Below are 16316 nucleotides of genomic sequence, written 5' to 3'. Positions count from 1 at the left end.
CTCATCAGGCACCGGTCGCCACGTCAGCGTGTGCCGGCCGGGGTGGAGACCCAGGCTCCAAGTCGGGCAGGTGCTCAGTGGGGGATGAGCACGACTGGACTGCCCGGACGTTACCCACCAGTACCAGGTTCCCGATAGGGGGTCCCGGTCAGATGTACGCTGCGTCACACTGCTCGGGCGGTGCACGCCGCACAGTAGTCGACACTTCGGGCGACTCGGAAGTAACCGCAGGTCCGGCCGCCCCCTGGCCCGTGACCGCCCCTACCGGGGGATCCGGCGGCGTCCTAGGCTGATCACCATGCGAGTTCATGTGGTGAGTGACGTGCACGGGAACGCGGCGGACCTCGCCCGTGCGGGCGACGGTGCCGACGCCCTGATCTGCCTCGGTGACCTGGTGCTCTTCCTGGACTACGCCGACCACTCGCGCGGCATCTTCCCCGACCTCTTCGGCACCGAGAACGCCGACCTGATCGTCGAGCTGCGCACCCAGCGCCGCTTCGAGGAGGCCCGCGACCTGAGCCGCAGCCTCTGGGCGGGACTGGACCGCAGGGCGGCCACCGACGCGGCGGTGCGCAAGCAGTACGGGGAGATGTTCGCGGCCTTCCCCACACCGACGTACGCGACGTACGGGAATGTCGACATGCCCACACTCTGGCCGGACTTCGCGGGTCCGGGCACGGTGAGCCCCGGCACCCAGGTCCTGGACGGGGAGCGGGTGGAGATCGGCGGGCTGGTCTTCGGCTTCGTCGGCGGCGGGCTCAGGACCCCCATGAACACGCCCTTCGAGATCAGCGACGAGGAGTACGCGGCCAAGGTCGAGGCGCTCGGTGAGGTCGACGTGCTCTGCACGCACATCCCGCCGGAGGTGCCCGAGCTGGTGTACGACACGGTGGCGCGCCGCTTCGAGCGCGGCAGCCGCGCCCTGCTGGACGCCATCCACCGCACCCGCCCGCGCTACTCCCTCTTCGGCCACGTCCACCAGCCGCTGGCCCGCCGGATGCGCGTCGGCGCCACCGAGTGCGTGAATGTCGGGCACTTCGCCTCCACCGGCCGACCATGGGCCCTGGAGTGGTGAGCGGGGCGGTCACGATAGCCTTCACGCGGCGCGCACCTGCCAGGCCCACCGGATCCCCGCCGGATCCGCATGCCGGCCCGCGAGCCGAGTCAGCAGCCTTTAGTCCGGACGTGAGGAGCCATCGCGATGGCGGAACACACCAGCTCTAGCATCACCATCGAGGCTGCACCGGCCGACGTCATGGCCGTCATCGCGGACTTCGCCCGCTACCCGGACTGGACCGGCGAGGTGAAGGAGGCCGAGGTGCTCGCCACCGACGCCCAGGGCCGTGCCGAGAAGGTCCGCCTGGTGCTCGACGCCGGTGCGATCAAGGACGACCACACCCTCGCCTACACCTGGAAGGGCGACAACGAGGTCAGCTGGACCCTGGTGAAGTCCCAGATGCTGCGCTCCCTGGACGGTTCGTACCGCCTGGAGCACGCGGCCGGCGGGGCGACCGAGGTCACCTACCAGCTCACCGTCGACGTCAAGATCCCGATGCTCGGCATGATCAAGCGCAAGGCCGAGAAGGTCATCATCGACCGTGCGCTGGCCGGGCTCAAGAAGCGCGTCGAGTCCGGGCCCAAGGGCTAGGACCGGGGACGGGCGGACGGGTCAGGGGCCGGGGGTCTCGTGGTGAGTGCGGTACGGACGATCCTCGTCACGGGCCCCGGAGGCGCGGGCCGCAGCACGGTCGCCGCGGCGACCGCGCTGGCCGCCGCCCGTGCGGGCGCGCGGGTGCTGCTCCTCGGCACCGACCGGGGGGACACCCTCGGCGCGGCCCTCGGGATATCCGTCGGCCCCGGACCCCAGGAGGCGGCGCCCGGACTCCTGGTCGCGCGCATCGACTCCGCCGCGGACTTCCGCACCGAACTGCTCGCCCTCCAGGAGCGTGCCGCCACCGCCCTGGACCTGCTCGGCGCCAGTTCCCTGAACGCCGACGAACTCACCGAACTGCCGGGCAGCGAGCCCCTGGCGCTGCTGCGGGCCCTGCGGACCGCGGCCGGGGTGCCGACCGCCACCACGGCGTACGACCTGGTCGTCGTTGACATGCCGCCCACGCACACCGCGCTCTCCACGCTCGCCCTGCCGGGGCAGCTGCGCCGCTATCTGCGGCGGCTGCTGCCGCCGGAGCGGCAGGCGGCCCGTTCGCTGCGGCCGATGCTGGCGCAGCTGGCCGGGGTGCCGATGCCCGCGCAGTGGCTGTACGGGACGACCGCTCGCTGGGAGGCCGAACTGGCCGCCACCCAGGCCGTGGTGGAGAGCCCCGCGCTCTCGGTGCGGCTGGTCGTCGAGCCGGGACCGGCCGCCGCCGACGCCGTACGCACCGCCCGGCTCGGCCTGGCCCTGCACGGCATCGCACTGGAGTCGGTGGTCGCCAACCGGGTGCTGCCGACCGCCTCCCAGGACCCCTGGCTCGCGGGCCTCTCCGGCCGCCAGCAGACCCACCTCAAGGAACTCCGGGAGGGCTCCGGCACGGTCCGGGAGGTGCCGCATCTGGGGCACGAGCCGCGTGGCGTAGAGGAGTTGGGGCTGCTCGCCCGGGAACTGCCGTACGGGGGAGGGGGCGTGGGCCTCCCGGAGCGGACGGTCGAGGACCGGCTCGCCGAGGACGGGGTGCTGGTGTGGCACCTGCCGCTGCCGGGCGCGGTCAAGAGCGAGCTGGGCCTGGTCCGGCGCGGGGACGAACTCGTCCTGACCGCGGGGGAGTTCCGCCGGATTCTGCCGCTGCCCTCCGCGCTGCGCCGCTGCACGGTCTCCGGGGCGGCGCTCAACGACGGGGTGCTGCGGGTGCGCTTCGCACCGGACCCGGGGCTGTGGCCGCAGGGGTGCTGAGGGCGGTGCGGGACACGGGGTCCGCGGTGTGCGCGACTCGGGTTCGCGGCGCACCGGGCACGGGGTTCGCGGCGTGCGGGACAAGGTGGCGAGGCCATGAACCACGTACCACTGTTCGGGTAACGTCGAGGGGGTACGTCCCCGAACCCTCACCCCGCGTCGCAGGAGTGCGCCATGAGCGAAGCCACCGACCGCCCCGACGAGTCCGCGGCCCACGACTCCAAGGCCCACGACCCCGAGGCCAACGACTCCCGGGTCGACGACTCGACCGGCCGTGACTCGACCGGCCGTGACTCCACCGGCGGTGACTTCGCCGGTCACGACCACGACCCCGACGCCTGGTCGGCCGCCTGCGAGGAGGACCTCGCCGCCGAACGGGCCCGGCGTCGCTCCCAGTACGGACCGCAGCCCGGCTCCGCCGCCGAGGAACTGCGCCGGCTGATGGACGCCGTCGCCGACAAGGTGTCCTCGCTCCAGTCGCCGCTGCTCGGGATGGCGGCACAGGGGGTCGCCAAGCAGTTCGTTCAGCAGGCGAAGGCGGTCGTCGAGCCGGTGGTGGAACGCAACCCTCAGGTCTTCGACCACCTCGCGGCCGCAGGAAATGAGCTTCTTGCGGCATACCGGTCGGTGGTCGCCGGACACGAACAGCGCTGGACGCGGGATTCCGCTGATCCTGCACAGAGCGCAGATCGTACGGACAAAGCGCCCAAGTCATCGCAAGGCGGCCCGGATGACCCCGATGACCGTTCAAAAGGTGAACACATCGACCTCGACTGAGGGCCCTCCTCGGGTACGGTGGCCCTCGGAGCCTGTCTCCGGCTCCGAGCGGGGCTCGACCTAAAACTGAGGGACTCATGGGACTCACCATCGGCGTCGACATCGGCGGCACGAAGATCGCGGCCGGAGTGGTCGACGAAGACGGACAGATCCTTGAGACGTACAAGGTGAAGACACCGCAGACTCCCGAGGAGATGGTCGACGCGATCTCCGCGGCGGTCTCCGAGGTGAGCACCGGCCACACCATCGAGGCTGTCGGCATCGGCGCGGCGGGTTACGTCGACGACAAGCGCGCCACCGTGCTCTTCGCCCCGAACATCAACTGGCGTCACGAGCCGCTCAAGGACAAGGTCGAGCAGCGCGTCGGCCTGCCGGTCGTCGTCGAGAACGACGCCAACGCGGCAGCCTGGGGCGAGTACAAGTTCGGGGCCGGCAAGGGCCACGAGGACGTCATCTGCATCACGCTCGGCACCGGCCTCGGCGGCGGCATCATCATCGGCAACAAGCTGCGTCGCGGACGCTTCGGCGTGGCCGCCGAGTTCGGCCACATCCGGGTCGTCCCGGACGGTCTGCTGTGCGGCTGCGGCAGTCAGGGCTGCTGGGAGCAGTACGCCTCGGGGCGCGCGCTCGTCCGGTACGCCCGCCAGCGCGCCAACGCCACCCCCGAGAACGCCGAGATCCTGCTCGCCCTCGGCGACGGCACGGTCGAAGGCATCGAGGGCAAGCACGTCAGCGCCGCCGCCCGGCAGGGCGACCCGGTCGCGGTCGACTCCTTCCGCGAGCTGGCCCGCTGGGCCGGTGCCGGTCTCGCCGACCTCGCCTCGCTCTTCGACCCGTCCGCCTTCATCGTCGGCGGCGGCGTCTCGGACGAGGGCGAGCTGGTGCTCGACCCGATCCGCAAGTCCTTCCGCCGCTGGCTGATCGGCGGCCAGTGGCGGCCGCACGCGCAGGTGCTGGCCGCCCAGCTGGGCGGCAAGGCCGGACTGGTCGGCGCGGCGGACCTGGCCCGCCAGGGCTGAGGCCGCATCCGCCGGGGGCCGAGAGCTGGTCCGCCGGGGCTGAGACCTGGTCAGCTGTGGCCGAGACCTGGTCCGCCGGGGCCGAGTTCGGCCCGCTGGTCGTACGGTGCCCGTCGCGTCCCACTGGGGAGGCGGCGGGCACCGGTCTATGTTGGGCCGCATGGCGACCGATCCCCTGCCCTCTTCCCTCACGGAACCCGACGGCTCGGCCGTGGTCCGCGTCCTCTCGTACAACATCCGTTCCCTGCGCGACGACCGCGAGGCGCTGGCCCGGGTGATCCGGGCCTGCGAGCCCGATCTGGTGCTGATCCAGGAGGCGCCGCGCTTCTTCCGCTGGCGCAAGAAGGCCGCCTGGCTGGCCGCGCACAGTGATCTGGTGGTGCTCGGCGGGGGTGCGACGGCGGCGGGGCCGATGCTGCTGTGCTCGCTGCGGGCGACCGTCGAGCGGACCGAGGACGTGCTGCTGCCTCGCACGCCGGGGCTGCATCAGCGGGGGTTCGCGACGGCGGTGGTGCGGATCGGGGGTGCCCGACTCGGGGTGCTGAGCTGCCACTTGAGTCTGCAGGCCAAGGAACGGTACGCGCAGGCGGAGCTGTTGCTGGAGCAGGTGGAGGTGATGCGGGCGGCGGGGGTGCGGCACGTCGTCGCGGGCGGGGACCTCAATGACCGTCCGGACGGGCGGGCGTTCCGGCTACTGGCCGGGGAGCTTCAGGACTGCTGGGCGGTGCGGCCGTGGGGCGGTGAGTTCACGTCCGTGCCGGAGCGGCCGTTCCAGCGGATCGACGCGGTGTTCGCGACGGGGGGTGTGGAGGTGCTGGGGTGCGGGGTGCCGCAGGGGCTGGGGAAGGCGGATGTGCGGGCGGCCACGGATCATCTGCCGGTGCTGGCGGCGGTGCGGGTGCCGGCGGCGGACTGATTCCCCTTCCCGGAACCGGGACAGTGCCCCGCGCCCCCTTCAGGGGCGCGGGGCACTGAGCGAGCAACCACCAAGCCCCTGAAGGTTCCCGCCGCGCCCCCGCACCCTCAGACCACCGCCCCCCGTCCCGGGTCCTCCTCGTCCTCGTCCCCGCCGTGGGCCATACGGGCCACCAGAGTGCCGAAGCCGCCCAGGAAGCCGCCGATGCCCAGGACCTGGATCCACCAGGTCATGTCCCAGCCGAGGACGACCGCGAGCAGCATCAGCAGCGGGCCGCCGACCACCGCCAGCCAGGCGAACTTGGAGGTCACGTCGGCTTCCGGGAGGTCGGGGTCCGGGGGGACGAAGTGGCCCTCGTCGGAGGCGTCGAGGTCGTCGTCCTTGGCCTCGGTGGGCTGGTAGTCCCGGGGCCCGGAGGCGCCGCCGCCCGTACCGACCCCCGGGGCGAACACCACCGAACTGCCCAGCGGCCGCTCGTCCGAGGGCTCCTTCGAGGAGGGCTCCTGGGAACCGGACTTGGCCGGTCCGTCCCCGTTGACCTCGCCCTCCATCCGAGCCAGGTCCTCCACCGACTTGAACGGCTTCGCCCCGGGCGGGTCCGGGGGCTCGTCCCCGTACCCCGCCACGATCGCCGCCCAGACGGCGCTCTCGTCCAGGGGTGTGCCGCCGCCCTCCTCCGGGGACTCCCCGGAGGACGAGGAGGGGGAGAGGGATGCGGGAGTGGTCTCCGGCTCCCGCTCCTCCTCGCGGTCCGCGCGCTCCGCGTTGTGCTCAGCCACCAGTGGTGCTCCCCTTCTTCCCGACGCTCGGAGCGAGGCGGCCGATGAACGCGTAACTCTCGTCGAAAATCCGCTTCGCGTCATGGTCCAACGTCGCCACGTGGTAGCTCTGTTCCAGCAGGATCTCGGTGACGTCCGTCGAGGAGACCCGGCCCAGGATCCGCGCCGAGTCGGCCGGCGGGACCACATGGTCCTGCGGGCTGTGCAGCAGCAGCACCGGCTGGGTCACCTGTGGCAGTTCGCCGTCGACCTGCCGGAAGAAGTTGCGCAGGGAGTGCGCCGCGTGCAGCGGCACCCGGGTGTAGCCCACCTCGTGGGACCCCTCCAGGGCGATGTCGTCGGACACTCCCCTGGTCGTGGGTACGAGATGACGCAGGACCGGCAGCGCGTGCGCGGCCAGGCCGTGGACCTTGTTCCCCGGGTTCACCAGCACGATGCCGCTGACCGCGTCACCGTGCTTGGCGGCCAGCCGCAGGGTGAGCGCGCCGCCCATGGAGAGGCCGAAGACGAAAACCTGGCTGCACCGCGCGAGCAGGGCGCGCAGTTCGCGGTCCACCTCCGCGTACCAGTCCTGCCAGCCGGTGAGCTGCATGTCCTGCCACCGGGTGCCGTGGCCGGGCAGCAGCGGCAGCGACACCGTCAGCCCCCGCTCGGCCAGATAGTCGGCCCAGGGGCGCAGCGACTGCGGGGAACCGGTGAAACCGTGACAGAGAAGGACGCCGACCTCTCCGCCCTCGTGGCGGAACGGCTCGGCTCCGGGGAGGACCGGCACCTGGGTCTCCTGTTCGTGAAGGCGGGGCTCAAGGGCGGTACTCAAGGGCGGGGGCCCATGAGGGCACGCTGTGCTCGCGGAAAAGGCGGCCTCGGGACAGGCCTCAAGGATGCCTTCACCGTACGCGACCGGACCGACACCGACCAGGTCCGCAGGGCCTCCCGCGAGAGGGCCGCGACCGCGGCGCAACGGCCCGATACGTGGGCGAGAGCGCAGGCCGCCCACGGGTTAAGGTCTTTTCGACGGACAAGGGAAGGCACACGTTGATCTACGGCGCAATGAAGTTCTCCATCGGAGGGTCCCTGAAGCTCGCCTTCAGGCCCTGGGTGGAGGGCCTCGAAAACATCCCCGCGGACGGGCCGGCGATCCTCGCGAGCAACCATCTGTCCTTCTCGGACTCCTTCTTCCTGCCGGCCGTGCTGGACCGGAAGGTCACCTTCATCGCCAAGGCGGAGTACTTCACCTCGCCGGGTGTGAAGGGCAAGCTCACCGCCGCCTTCTTCAAGGGCGTCGGCCAGCTCCCGGTCGACCGCTCGGGCGCCCGCGGCGCCGGAGAGGCGGCGATCAAGGCGGGCATCGAGGTCGTCGAGAACGGCGGCCTGTTCGGCATCTACCCGGAGGGCACCCGCTCCCCGGACGGCCGCCTCTACCGCGGCAAGCCCGGCGGGCTGGCGCGCGTCGCGCTGGCCACCGGTGCCCCGGTGATCCCGGTCGCGATGATCGACACGGAGAAGATCCAGCCGCCCGGCAAGGTCGTCCCCAAGCTGATGCGCCCGGGCATCCGGATCGGCAAGCCGCTCGACTTCAGCCGTTACCACGGCATGGACGGCGACCGCTTCATCCTGCGCTCGGTGACCGACGAGGTCATGTACGAGATCATGAAACTCTCCGGTCAGGAGTACGTCGACGTCTACGCCACCGCCGCCAAGCGGCAGATCGCGGACGCGGAGAAGGCGGCCAAGGCGGAGAAGGCCGAACTGGAGAAGGCCGAGAAGGCCGCGCACGCCGAGCTGGAGAAGTCCGCCAAGGCCGAGGCGGCCAGGGCGGAGGCCGAGAAGGCGGAGTAGTTCCGGGCCCGAAGGGGCCGGTAAATCGGGGGCGGACGGAACGGATCCGGGGGCGGGCCGCGTCGTTCGGCCCGAAGGTGATGTGGTGTCGTCCGTCCAGGGGTGGGGAAACATGGCCAAGGCCCAGCGCGAGCGGGTCGTACGGATGTCGGTGGAGCAGCCGCTGTGGCGTGCGCTGACCGGCTACCGGGTGCTCACGATGCTGTACGCCGTGGGGCTCTTCGTGGTCACCAGGGACGAGTTCGAACGTCCCTGGGTGGCCGTCTCCTATCTGTCGGTGATGGCGCTCTGGACGCTGGTCACGCTGCCCAAGGTGGCGAACGCGGCCAACTGCACCAAGCGCTTCCTCGGCATCGATCTCACCGTCGCCCTGGTCGGCATCCTGCTGACCCCGCTCGCCAACTTCCAGGCGCAGCTGATCGACGGGCCGACCCTGCCGACCATCTGGGCCGCCGGCTCCGTCCTCGCGTACGCCATCAAGGGCGGCTGGCGCTGGGCGGCCTTCGCCTCCTCGCTGGTCGCCGCCGCCAACCTGGTCGAGCGCGGCACCCCCAGCCGGGACACCCTGCACAACGTGCTGCTGGTCTGGATCGCCTCCATCGCCATCGGATACGTCGTCGAGGTCGCCCGCGCCTCCGAGCGGACCCTCGCCCGCGCCCTGGAGATCGAGGCCGCCACCCGGGAGCGCGAACGCCTGGCCCGCGACATCCACGACAGCGTCCTTCAGGTGCTCGCCATGGTGCAGCGCCGGGGCACCGCGATCGGCGGCGAGGCGGCGGAGCTGGGCCGGATGGCGGGGGAGCAGGAGGTCGCGCTGCGCACCCTGGTCTCCAGCGGTCTGGTGCCCACCAGCAGGGCGTCCGAGGACGCCCTGCTGGGTGCGGTGGTACGGAGCGTGGAGGTGGACGAGCGCGTGGAGCACACCGGTCCGGTCGACCTGCGCTCGCTGCTCGCCCCGCATGCCGGTGCCCGGGTCTCCTTCGCGGAACCGGGCGCTCCGGTGCCCCTCGAACCGGCGGCGGCCCTGGAGCTCGCGGCCGCTGTCAGTGCCGCGTTGGACAATGTCCGCAAGCACGCGGGAGAGGGCGCCCAGGCCTGGATCCTGGTCGAGGACGAGCCGAACGAAGTGATCGTGACGGTCCGGGACGACGGCCCCGGCATCCCCGAGGGCAGGCTGGCGCAGGCCGAGGGGGAGGGCCGGATGGGTGTCGCCCTCTCGATCCGCGGGCGGCTGCGAGAACTGGGCGGGAGCGCCGAACTCCTCTCGGTCCCGGGGCAGGGCACGGAAGTTGAACTGAAGGTTCCACGGGGGAAAGTGAAGCGATGAGTGAAGCGGCGGCAGAAGTGACGACGGCGGGGACAACAGCGGTGACCTCGGAAACGGCCCCGGAAGTGACCGGTGCGCAGCGGGACTCGGCGACGAGGGTGATGGTGGTCGACGACCACCCGATGTGGCGCGACGCGGTCGCCCGCGACCTGGCCGCCGCCGGGTTCGACGTGGTCGCCACCGCGGGGGACGGGCCGCAGGCGGTGCGCCGCGCCCAGGCCGTCGTACCCGACGTGCTGGTCCTCGACCTCAATCTGCCGGGCATGCCGGGGGTGCAGGTCTGCAAGGAGCTGGTGGGGGCCGATCCCAGGCTGCGGGTGCTGGTGCTGTCGGCGAGTGGTGAGCACGTGGACGTACTGGAGGCGGTGAAGTCCGGGGCGACGGGCTATCTGCTGAAGTCGGCGTCCACCGAGGAGCTGTGCGACGCGGTGCGGCGCACCGCCGTGGGCGACCCGGTCTTCACGCCGGGACTGGCGGGGCTGGTGCTCGGCGAGTACCGCAGGCTGGCCTCCGACCCGGCGCCCGCGGCCTCCGACGAGCCGAAGGCGCCGCAGCTCACCGACCGGGAGACCGAGGTGCTGCGACTGGTCGCCAAGGGGCTCTCGTACAAGCAGATCGCCGAACGGCTGGTCATCTCGCACCGCACCGTGCAGAACCACGTGCAGAACACCCTGGGCAAGCTCCAGCTGCACAACCGGGTCGAGCTGGTGCGCTACGCGATAGAGCGCGGGCTCGACGACGCCTGAGAACCCTCTCCGCGCCGTCCGGGCCGAGGCGCGGACGCGGTCTCGACGACGCGTCCGCGCGCGCCCTAGCTTGGTGGGTCCCAGTAGCTCGGTGCGGCGAAGGGACAGTTCAGTTGACTTCCACCACTGCCATGCGAGTCGGAGTACTGACCGGGGGCGGCGACTGCCCGGGACTCAACGCGGTCATCCGCGCCGTGGTCCGCCGCGGGGTGCGGAACTACGGGTACGAATTCGTCGGATTCCGGGACGGCTGGCGCGGGGCGATGGACGACCACCGCACCGTCAACCTGAACATCGAGACCGTCCGCGGCATCCTGCCCCGGGGCGGCACCGTCCTCGGCTCGTCCCGCACCAACCCCCTCACCGAGGGCGAGGACGGGGTACGCCTGATCGAGGCGACCATGGCCCGCCACGACGTCGGGGCGCTCATCGTGATCGGCGGCGAGGACACCCTCGGCGTCGCCGCCCGGCTCTCGGGCGAGTACGGGATCAACTGCGTCGGCGTACCGAAAACCATCGACAACGACCTCTCCGCCACCGACTACACCTTCGGCTTCGACACCGCCGTCTCCATCGCCACCGAGGCCATCGACCGGCTGCACACCACCGCCGAGTCCCACATGCGGGTCCTGGTGGTGGAGGTGATGGGACGGCACTCCGGCTGGATCGCCCTGCACTCCGGGCTCGCGGGCGGCGCCAACGTCATCCTGATCCCCGAGCGGCGCATCGACATCGAGCAGGTCTGCGGCTGGATCACCTCCCGCTTCCGGTCCTCGTACGCGCCGATAGTGGTGGTCGCTGAGGGGGCCATGCCCCGGGACGGCGACATGGTGCTGAAGGACGGAACGCTGGATTCCTTCGGGCACGTACGGCTGTCGGGCGTGGGGGAGTGGCTGGCGAAGGAGATCGAGAAGCGGACGGGCAAGGAGGCCAGGACGACCGTCCTCGGACACATCCAGCGTGGCGGTACGCCCAGTGCCTTCGACCGCTGGCTGGCCACCCGCTTCGGGCTGCACGCGATCGACGCGGTGCACGAGCGGGACTTCGGGACCATGGTCGCGCTGCGCGGCACGGACATCGTGCGGGTGCCGATCGGGGAGGCGACGGCGACGCTGAAAACGGTGCCGGACGCGCTGTACGAGGAGGCGGAGAACTTCTTCGGGTAGGACCCGGGCGGAGGGACGGGGCGGAAGGGGCGAAGCCGAGGGGGTGAGGGGAGGGGCCGAGGCGGAGGGGACGAGGCGGAGGGGCGGGGTCGCGGAGGCGCCCGTATATTCGGGCACAATCCGGCAAATCGCTCCTTCGGTACGAGGTGAACCCCGTGGATGTCCTGGCATTCGGCGTGCAGGCGGACGAGCAGCCGCTGATCGAGGAGGCCTTCGCCCAGGAGGGCTCGTACGGCGTCCGCTGCCTGAGCGTCTTCCTCTCCGAGGACACCGTGCCCATCGCGGCCGGCCACGAGATCATCAGCACCAGCGTCAACGCGGACCTGGGCGAAGGGGTGCTGCGCGCGCTCGCCGCCGGTGGGACACGCATGATCGCCCAGCGCTCCACCGGCTTCAACAACATCGACCTGGAGGTGGCAAGGGAGCTGGGGCTGACCGTCGCCCGGGTCTCCTCCTACTCCCCGTACTCCGTCGCCGAATTCGCCTGGACCCTGGCCATGGCGGTCAACCGCAGGGTCGTCCGCGCCGCCTGGCGCACCCGGGACTTCGACTTCCGCCTGGACGGCCTGATGGGACGCGACATGCGGGGCCGCACGGTGGGCGTCCTGGGCACCGGGAAGATCGGCGAGGCGTTCACCCGGATCGCGCACGGCTTCGGCATGAACCTGCTCGGCTGGGACGTCGCCGAGAACCCCGCCTGCACCGCGCTGGGCATGCGCTACGTCGACAAGCCCGAGCTCTTCGCCTCCTCCGACGTGATCAGCCTGCACGTCCCCCTGCTGCCCTCCACCCACCACCTGATCGACGCGGCAACCCTGCGCCTGATGAAGGACGACGCGATCCTCGTCAACTCCAGCCGGGGCGGCCTGATCGACACCGACGCCCTGGTCGACGAGTTGCGGGCCGGTCGCTTCGCGGGTGTGGGGCTGGATGTGTACGAGGCGGAGGCGGGCCTCTTCTTCCTCGACAAGTCCCTGGAGGTCGTCGAGGACGACACCCTGGCCCGGCTGGTCACCTTCCCCAATGTGCTGGTGACCTCGCACCAGGCGTACTACACGGTGGACGCCGTGGGCCAGATCGTGGCGACCACCGTGCAGAACGTGGCGGACTACGGAGCGGGACGGCAGGGACCGAACGTGCTGGTCCCCTCGGCGGGATAACCGCCGGTCACCCCCGCACCCCACTGCGCAACCCCGCCAGCAGTTCCCGCACCACCTCCACGCCCTCCAGGCTCAGCACCGACTCCGGATGGAACTGCACGGAGGCGAAACCGGGGCCACGCAGCCCGTGCACCTCACCCGTCACACCGTCCCGCGCCACCTCTATGCCGTGCGCGGCCAGCTCCACCGCCTCCGCCTGACCGCACACGGCGGTGAAACTGTTGTAGAACCCGACCGTCCGCTCCGCCCCGAACAGCTCGATCCGCTCCTGCGCCCCCTGATACGGCACGGCCTTGCGCACGATCCCCAGCCCCAGTTCCGCCGCGATCAACTCGTGCCCCAGGCACACCCCCAGCACCCCGTGCCGGTGCTCCCGCAGCAACTCCTCGGTCAGCGCGCGCAGCGCCCGCATCTTCGGATCGTCCGCATCCGCCGGATTGCCAGGACCCGGCCCCAGCACCACCGGTCCTGCGTGCGCCAGCGCCGCCTCAGCGGTCCCGGGAGCGTCGTACCGCCGCACCGTCACCTCAAGCCCCGACGCCCGCAGCACATGCGCCAGCATCGCCGTGAACGTGTCCTCCGCGTCCACCACCAGCGCATGCCCGGACAGCACCCCCACCCGCTCCTGCATCCGCAGCCAGAACGGCGCCAGCGCCGCCCGCCGCCCGTCCAGCGCTGCCCGCACCCGGGCGTCGTCGGCCAGCGGGGCCCGCGCCGACTCCTGCCGGGGGCGCCCCGGACGTACCCCCAGCGCGGCCAGCACCCCCGCCGCCTTCGCATGCGTCTCGGCCACCTCGGACGCGGGATCCGAGTGCCGTACGAGGGTGGCACCGACCGGCACCCGGAGCCGGCCGGCGGGGGAGATGTCGGCGGTACGGATCAGGATCGGCGAATCCAGGGTCTGACCGCCGGCCGCGTCCCGGCCGATCAGGGCCAGCGCGCCCGCGTAGTAGCCCCGCCCGCCGGCCTCGTGGCGCTCGATGACCCGGCAGGCGTTCTGCACCGGCGACCCGGTGACCGTCGCCGCGAACATGGTCTCCCGCAGCACCTCCCGCACATCCAGCGAGCTGCGCCCCCGCAACTCGTACTCGGTGTGCGCCAGATGGGCCATCTCCTTGAGCCGGGGCCCGACCACCACCCCGCCCATGTCGCCGACCGTGCACATCATCTTGAGCTCCTCGTCGACCACCATCGAGAGCTCCTCGGTCTCCTTGGGGTCGTCGAGGAAGCCGAGCAGGCTCTCGGGGGTCGGCCCCTCGGCCGGGTAGCGGTAGGTGCCGCTGATGGGGTTCATCACGACCGTCCCGCCGGACATCCGGACGTGCACCTCGGGGCTGGCGCCGACGAGCACCCGGCCGCCCGTCTCCCGCCCCTGCGGGGCGGTCCCTTCGGTCCCGCGCTGATCCCCGGTGTGCACGACGTACGTCCAGTACGCACCCCGCTCACCGGCCAGCAGCCGCCGGAACAGGGCGAGGGCGTCGGCCCTGCCGAAGCCAGGGATCTCGCCCGTGTACGTACGCCTGATGACGAAGTTCGCGCCTTCCCCCCGTCCGATCTCAGAATCGATCACACGTTGAACGATCCCCGCGTACTCCTCGTCCTCGACGTCGAAGGAGCCGCCCTCCACCCGCACCTGGTGCGCCGGCAGCGCCGCCAGCACCTCGTCCAGAGCCAGCTCGTACGTCTCGTCCGCGACCAGCACGCTCAGCGGCGTCCCGTCGTCGCGCACCTGGAAGCCGCGCTCCCTGATCTGCCGGAACGGTACGAGCGCGAGGACCGGCCGCCCGTCCCCGCCGTCGGGGAGGTCGGCCAGCCGCTCCGCCTCGTGCACCGCCCCGATCAGCACCTCGACGGTGTCGTGGTCCCGGCCCGGGGTGCGGCGGCGGAGCAGGGCGAAGGGCGGGCAGTCGGCGTCGAGCAGCCTGCTGATCAGGGTCGCGGGGTGCATCGGGTGGTTCCTTCCGGGAGTCGGGCGACATCCGGGGAGGAACGGCCGGGAGATACAGAAAGGCCGCCCTCCTGGGGCGGCCTCGGCGTGAAGTGGATGTACGCGCGATCAGTGGGCCGCCGGATGAGCGGTCCACCACCAGTTCTGGATCTGGGTCGTACGGGTCTGCGCGAACATGAGGCGGACCCTACCCGAAACACGCGGCGTGCGGAGGCACACCGGCGGTCGGCCCCGTCCGGGGATCCGGCGTCTCATCTTGTGAGCGCGGCACGGAGCACACCTGGTCACCCCGTAGGCTGGCCGAGTGACCGTGAACGCGAAGACCACCCCTGAGGGTGGCAACACCTGGCGCGACCTTCCTGCGGCGCAGCAGCCCGAGTACCCCGATGCCGAGGCGCTGCGCGAGGTTGTCGCGGACCTCGAATCGTATCCGCCGCTCGTCTTTGCGGGTGAGTGCGACCAGCTGCGCGCCCGACTGGGAGCCGTCGCCAAGGGCGAGGCGTTCCTGCTCCAGGGCGGCGACTGCGCCGAGGCCTTCGACGCCGTTTCTGCCGACCACATCCGCAACAAGCTGAAGACCCTCCTGCAGATGGGCGCGGTGCTGACGTACGCCGCATCGGTGCCCGTCGTCAAGGTGGGCCGCATTGCCGGGCAGTACAGCAAGCCCCGCTCCAAGGGCACCGAGACCCGCGACGGCGTGACCCTGCCGACGTACCGGGGCGACTCGGTGAATGGTTTCGCCTTCACCGAAGAGGCCCGCATCCCGGACCCCGAGCGCCTGAAGCGGATGTACAACGCCTCCGCCTCGACGCTCAACCTGGTGCGTGCCTTCACCACCGGTGGCTACGCCGACCTGCGCCAGGTGCACGCCTGGAACCAGGACTTCGTGAAGTCCTCGCCGTCCGGCCAGCGTTACGAGCAGCTCGCCCGCGAGATCGACAACGCGCTGAACTTCATGAAGGCCGCCGGGACCGACCCGGCCGAGTTCCGCACGGTGGAGTTCTACGCCTCCCACGAGGCACTGCTGCTGGACTACGAAGCCGCGCTGACCCGCGTGGACTCCCGCACCGGCACCCTCTACGACACCTCGGGCCACATGGTCTGGATCGGTGAGCGCACCCGCCAGATGGACGGCGCGCACATCGAGTTCGCCTCCCGGATCCGCAACCCGATCGGCATCAAGCTCGGCCCGACGACCACGGTCGACGAGGCGCTCGGCTACATCGACAAGCTGGACCCCGAGCGCGAGCCCGGCCGGCTGACCTTCATCGTGCGGATGGGCGCGGACAAGGTCCGCGACAAGCTGCCCGAGCTGGTCGAGAAGGTCACCGCGTCCGGTGCCACCGTCGCCTGGATCACCGACCCGATGCACGGCAACACCTACGAGGCGGCCTCCGGCCACAAGACCCGGCGCTTCGACGACGTGCTCGACGAGGTCAAGGGCTTCTTCGAGGTCCACAAGGGCCTGGGCACCCACCCGGGCGGCATCCACGTCGAGCTCACCGGTGACGACGTCACCGAGTGCGTGGGCGGCGGCGACGAGATCTTCGTCGACGACCTGCACCAGCGCTACGAGACGGCCTGCGACCCGCGTCTCAACCGCAGCCAGTCGCTGGACCTGGCGTTCCTGGTGGCGGAGATGTACCGCGACCAGTAAGCACCTGCCGTACGCACGAGTGGCTCACGCATGACTGTGGGGCACGGATCCTTGTGATCCGTGCCCCACAGGCGTTCCGGGGGTTTCCCGTG

Annotated in this window: 16 protein-coding genes; 12 read left to right on the top strand and 4 right to left on the bottom strand. The window is 71.4% G+C overall.

Features of this window, described 5'->3' with window-relative positions:
- Positions 1-310 precede the first annotated feature (310 nt).
- The 6 genes from ACIA73_RS08390 to ACIA73_RS08365 all read left to right on the top strand — a co-directional run bounded on the left by ACIA73_RS08390 (position 311) and on the right by ACIA73_RS08365 (position 5602).
- Positions 311-1075: a metallophosphoesterase gene (locus ACIA73_RS08390; protein ID WP_399438024.1), complete on the top strand. Its 765-nt coding sequence runs from the start codon at positions 311-313 to the stop codon at positions 1073-1075.
- A 126-nt stretch (positions 1076-1201) separates the two neighbouring features.
- The gene (locus ACIA73_RS08385; protein ID WP_399437555.1) at positions 1202-1648 is read left to right on the top strand and encodes an SRPBCC family protein; all 447 of its coding nucleotides are present in this window, start codon (positions 1202-1204) and stop codon (positions 1646-1648) included.
- A gap of 42 nt (positions 1649-1690) precedes the next feature.
- A complete protein-coding gene (locus ACIA73_RS08380) occupies positions 1691-2890 on the top strand; it encodes an ArsA family ATPase (RefSeq protein WP_399437554.1) in 1200 nt (399 codons plus the stop codon).
- A 174-nt stretch (positions 2891-3064) separates the two neighbouring features.
- Positions 3065-3667, top strand: coding sequence for a DUF5304 domain-containing protein (locus tag ACIA73_RS08375; protein ID WP_399437553.1), 603 nt, complete (start codon positions 3065-3067; stop codon positions 3665-3667).
- Between the two features lie 77 nt (positions 3668-3744).
- Complete coding sequence (locus ACIA73_RS08370; RefSeq protein ID WP_399437552.1) at positions 3745-4686, top strand: ROK family glucokinase; 942 nt, start codon at positions 3745-3747, stop codon at positions 4684-4686.
- Between the two features lie 160 nt (positions 4687-4846).
- Positions 4847-5602, top strand: a complete 756-nt coding sequence (locus ACIA73_RS08365; RefSeq protein WP_399437551.1) for an endonuclease/exonuclease/phosphatase family protein — start codon at positions 4847-4849, stop codon at positions 5600-5602.
- Positions 5603-5709: 107 nt separating this feature from the next.
- Here the strand turns inward: ACIA73_RS08365 and ACIA73_RS08360 are convergent, their stop codons facing one another.
- On the bottom strand, positions 5710-6381 hold the full coding sequence (locus ACIA73_RS08360) for a hypothetical protein (RefSeq protein WP_399437550.1): 672 nt from the start codon (positions 6379-6381) through the stop codon (positions 5710-5712).
- On the bottom strand, positions 6374-7153 hold the full coding sequence (locus tag ACIA73_RS08355; RefSeq protein ID WP_399438023.1) for an alpha/beta hydrolase: 780 nt from the start codon (positions 7151-7153) through the stop codon (positions 6374-6376). The genes ACIA73_RS08360 and ACIA73_RS08355 overlap by 8 nt, the downstream gene beginning before the upstream one ends.
- A gap of 278 nt (positions 7154-7431) precedes the next feature.
- On the opposite strand from ACIA73_RS08355, the gene ACIA73_RS08350 reads away from it, so the two are divergent.
- The 5 genes from ACIA73_RS08350 to ACIA73_RS08330 all read left to right on the top strand — a co-directional run bounded on the left by ACIA73_RS08350 (position 7432) and on the right by ACIA73_RS08330 (position 12619).
- Positions 7432-8220 (top strand): lysophospholipid acyltransferase family protein, encoded by a 789-nt coding sequence (locus ACIA73_RS08350; protein WP_399438022.1) that lies wholly within the window; start codon positions 7432-7434, stop codon positions 8218-8220.
- 112 nt (positions 8221-8332) lie between these two features.
- Positions 8333-9547, top strand: a complete 1215-nt coding sequence (macS, locus tag ACIA73_RS08345) for a MacS family sensor histidine kinase (protein ID WP_399437549.1) — start codon at positions 8333-8335, stop codon at positions 9545-9547.
- Between the two features lie 101 nt (positions 9548-9648).
- Positions 9649-10293, top strand: a complete 645-nt coding sequence (locus ACIA73_RS08340) for a response regulator (protein WP_399438021.1) — start codon at positions 9649-9651, stop codon at positions 10291-10293.
- A 131-nt stretch (positions 10294-10424) separates the two neighbouring features.
- The gene (locus ACIA73_RS08335; protein WP_399438020.1) at positions 10425-11459 is read left to right on the top strand and encodes a 6-phosphofructokinase; all 1035 of its coding nucleotides are present in this window, start codon (positions 10425-10427) and stop codon (positions 11457-11459) included.
- A gap of 155 nt (positions 11460-11614) precedes the next feature.
- A complete protein-coding gene (locus tag ACIA73_RS08330) occupies positions 11615-12619 on the top strand; it encodes a 2-hydroxyacid dehydrogenase (protein ID WP_399437548.1) in 1005 nt (334 codons plus the stop codon).
- A gap of 7 nt (positions 12620-12626) precedes the next feature.
- Here ACIA73_RS08330 and ACIA73_RS08325 read toward each other — a convergent pair whose 3' ends face one another.
- Positions 12627-14567: an anthranilate synthase family protein gene (locus ACIA73_RS08325; protein ID WP_399437547.1), complete on the bottom strand. Its 1941-nt coding sequence runs from the start codon at positions 14565-14567 to the stop codon at positions 12627-12629.
- Positions 14568-14675: 108 nt separating this feature from the next.
- Positions 14676-14744: a trp operon leader peptide gene (locus tag ACIA73_RS08320; protein WP_399438019.1), complete on the bottom strand. Its 69-nt coding sequence runs from the start codon at positions 14742-14744 to the stop codon at positions 14676-14678.
- A 127-nt stretch (positions 14745-14871) separates the two neighbouring features.
- On the opposite strand from ACIA73_RS08320, the gene ACIA73_RS08315 reads away from it, so the two are divergent.
- Positions 14872-16224 carry a class II 3-deoxy-7-phosphoheptulonate synthase gene (locus ACIA73_RS08315; RefSeq protein WP_399437546.1) on the top strand — a complete coding sequence of 451 codons (1353 nt, stop codon included), beginning with the start codon at positions 14872-14874 and terminating at the stop codon, positions 16222-16224.
- The last annotated feature ends 92 nt before the right edge of the window (positions 16225-16316 follow it).

This window comes from Streptomyces sp. NPDC051561 (assembly GCF_044454195.1).
Taxonomy (GTDB): domain Bacteria; phylum Actinomycetota; class Actinomycetes; order Streptomycetales; family Streptomycetaceae; genus Streptomyces.
This window is presented reverse-complemented; position numbering and strand designations above follow the sequence as displayed.

What these genes read in the sequence shown, in the direction of transcription:
- ACIA73_RS08370 (WP_399437552.1), top strand. Translation starts at nt 3,745, where the DNA reads ATGGGACTCACCATCGGCGTCGACATCGGCGGCACGAAGATCGCGGCC.
- ACIA73_RS08385 (WP_399437555.1), top strand. Translation starts at nt 1,202, where the DNA reads ATGGCGGAACACACCAGCTCTAGCATCACCATCGAGGCTGCACCGGCC.
- ACIA73_RS08350 (WP_399438022.1), top strand. Translation starts at nt 7,432, where the DNA reads ATGAAGTTCTCCATCGGAGGGTCCCTGAAGCTCGCCTTCAGGCCCTGG.
- ACIA73_RS08365 (WP_399437551.1), top strand. Translation starts at nt 4,847, where the DNA reads ATGGCGACCGATCCCCTGCCCTCTTCCCTCACGGAACCCGACGGCTCG.
- macS (WP_399437549.1), top strand. Translation starts at nt 8,333, where the DNA reads ATGGCCAAGGCCCAGCGCGAGCGGGTCGTACGGATGTCGGTGGAGCAG.
- ACIA73_RS08325 (WP_399437547.1), bottom strand. Translation starts at nt 14,567, where the DNA reads ATGCACCCCGCGACCCTGATCAGCAGGCTGCTCGACGCCGACTGCCCG.
- ACIA73_RS08335 (WP_399438020.1), top strand. Translation starts at nt 10,425, where the DNA reads ATGCGAGTCGGAGTACTGACCGGGGGCGGCGACTGCCCGGGACTCAAC.
- ACIA73_RS08340 (WP_399438021.1), top strand. Translation starts at nt 9,649, where the DNA reads ATGGTGGTCGACGACCACCCGATGTGGCGCGACGCGGTCGCCCGCGAC.
- ACIA73_RS08375 (WP_399437553.1), top strand. Translation starts at nt 3,065, where the DNA reads ATGAGCGAAGCCACCGACCGCCCCGACGAGTCCGCGGCCCACGACTCC.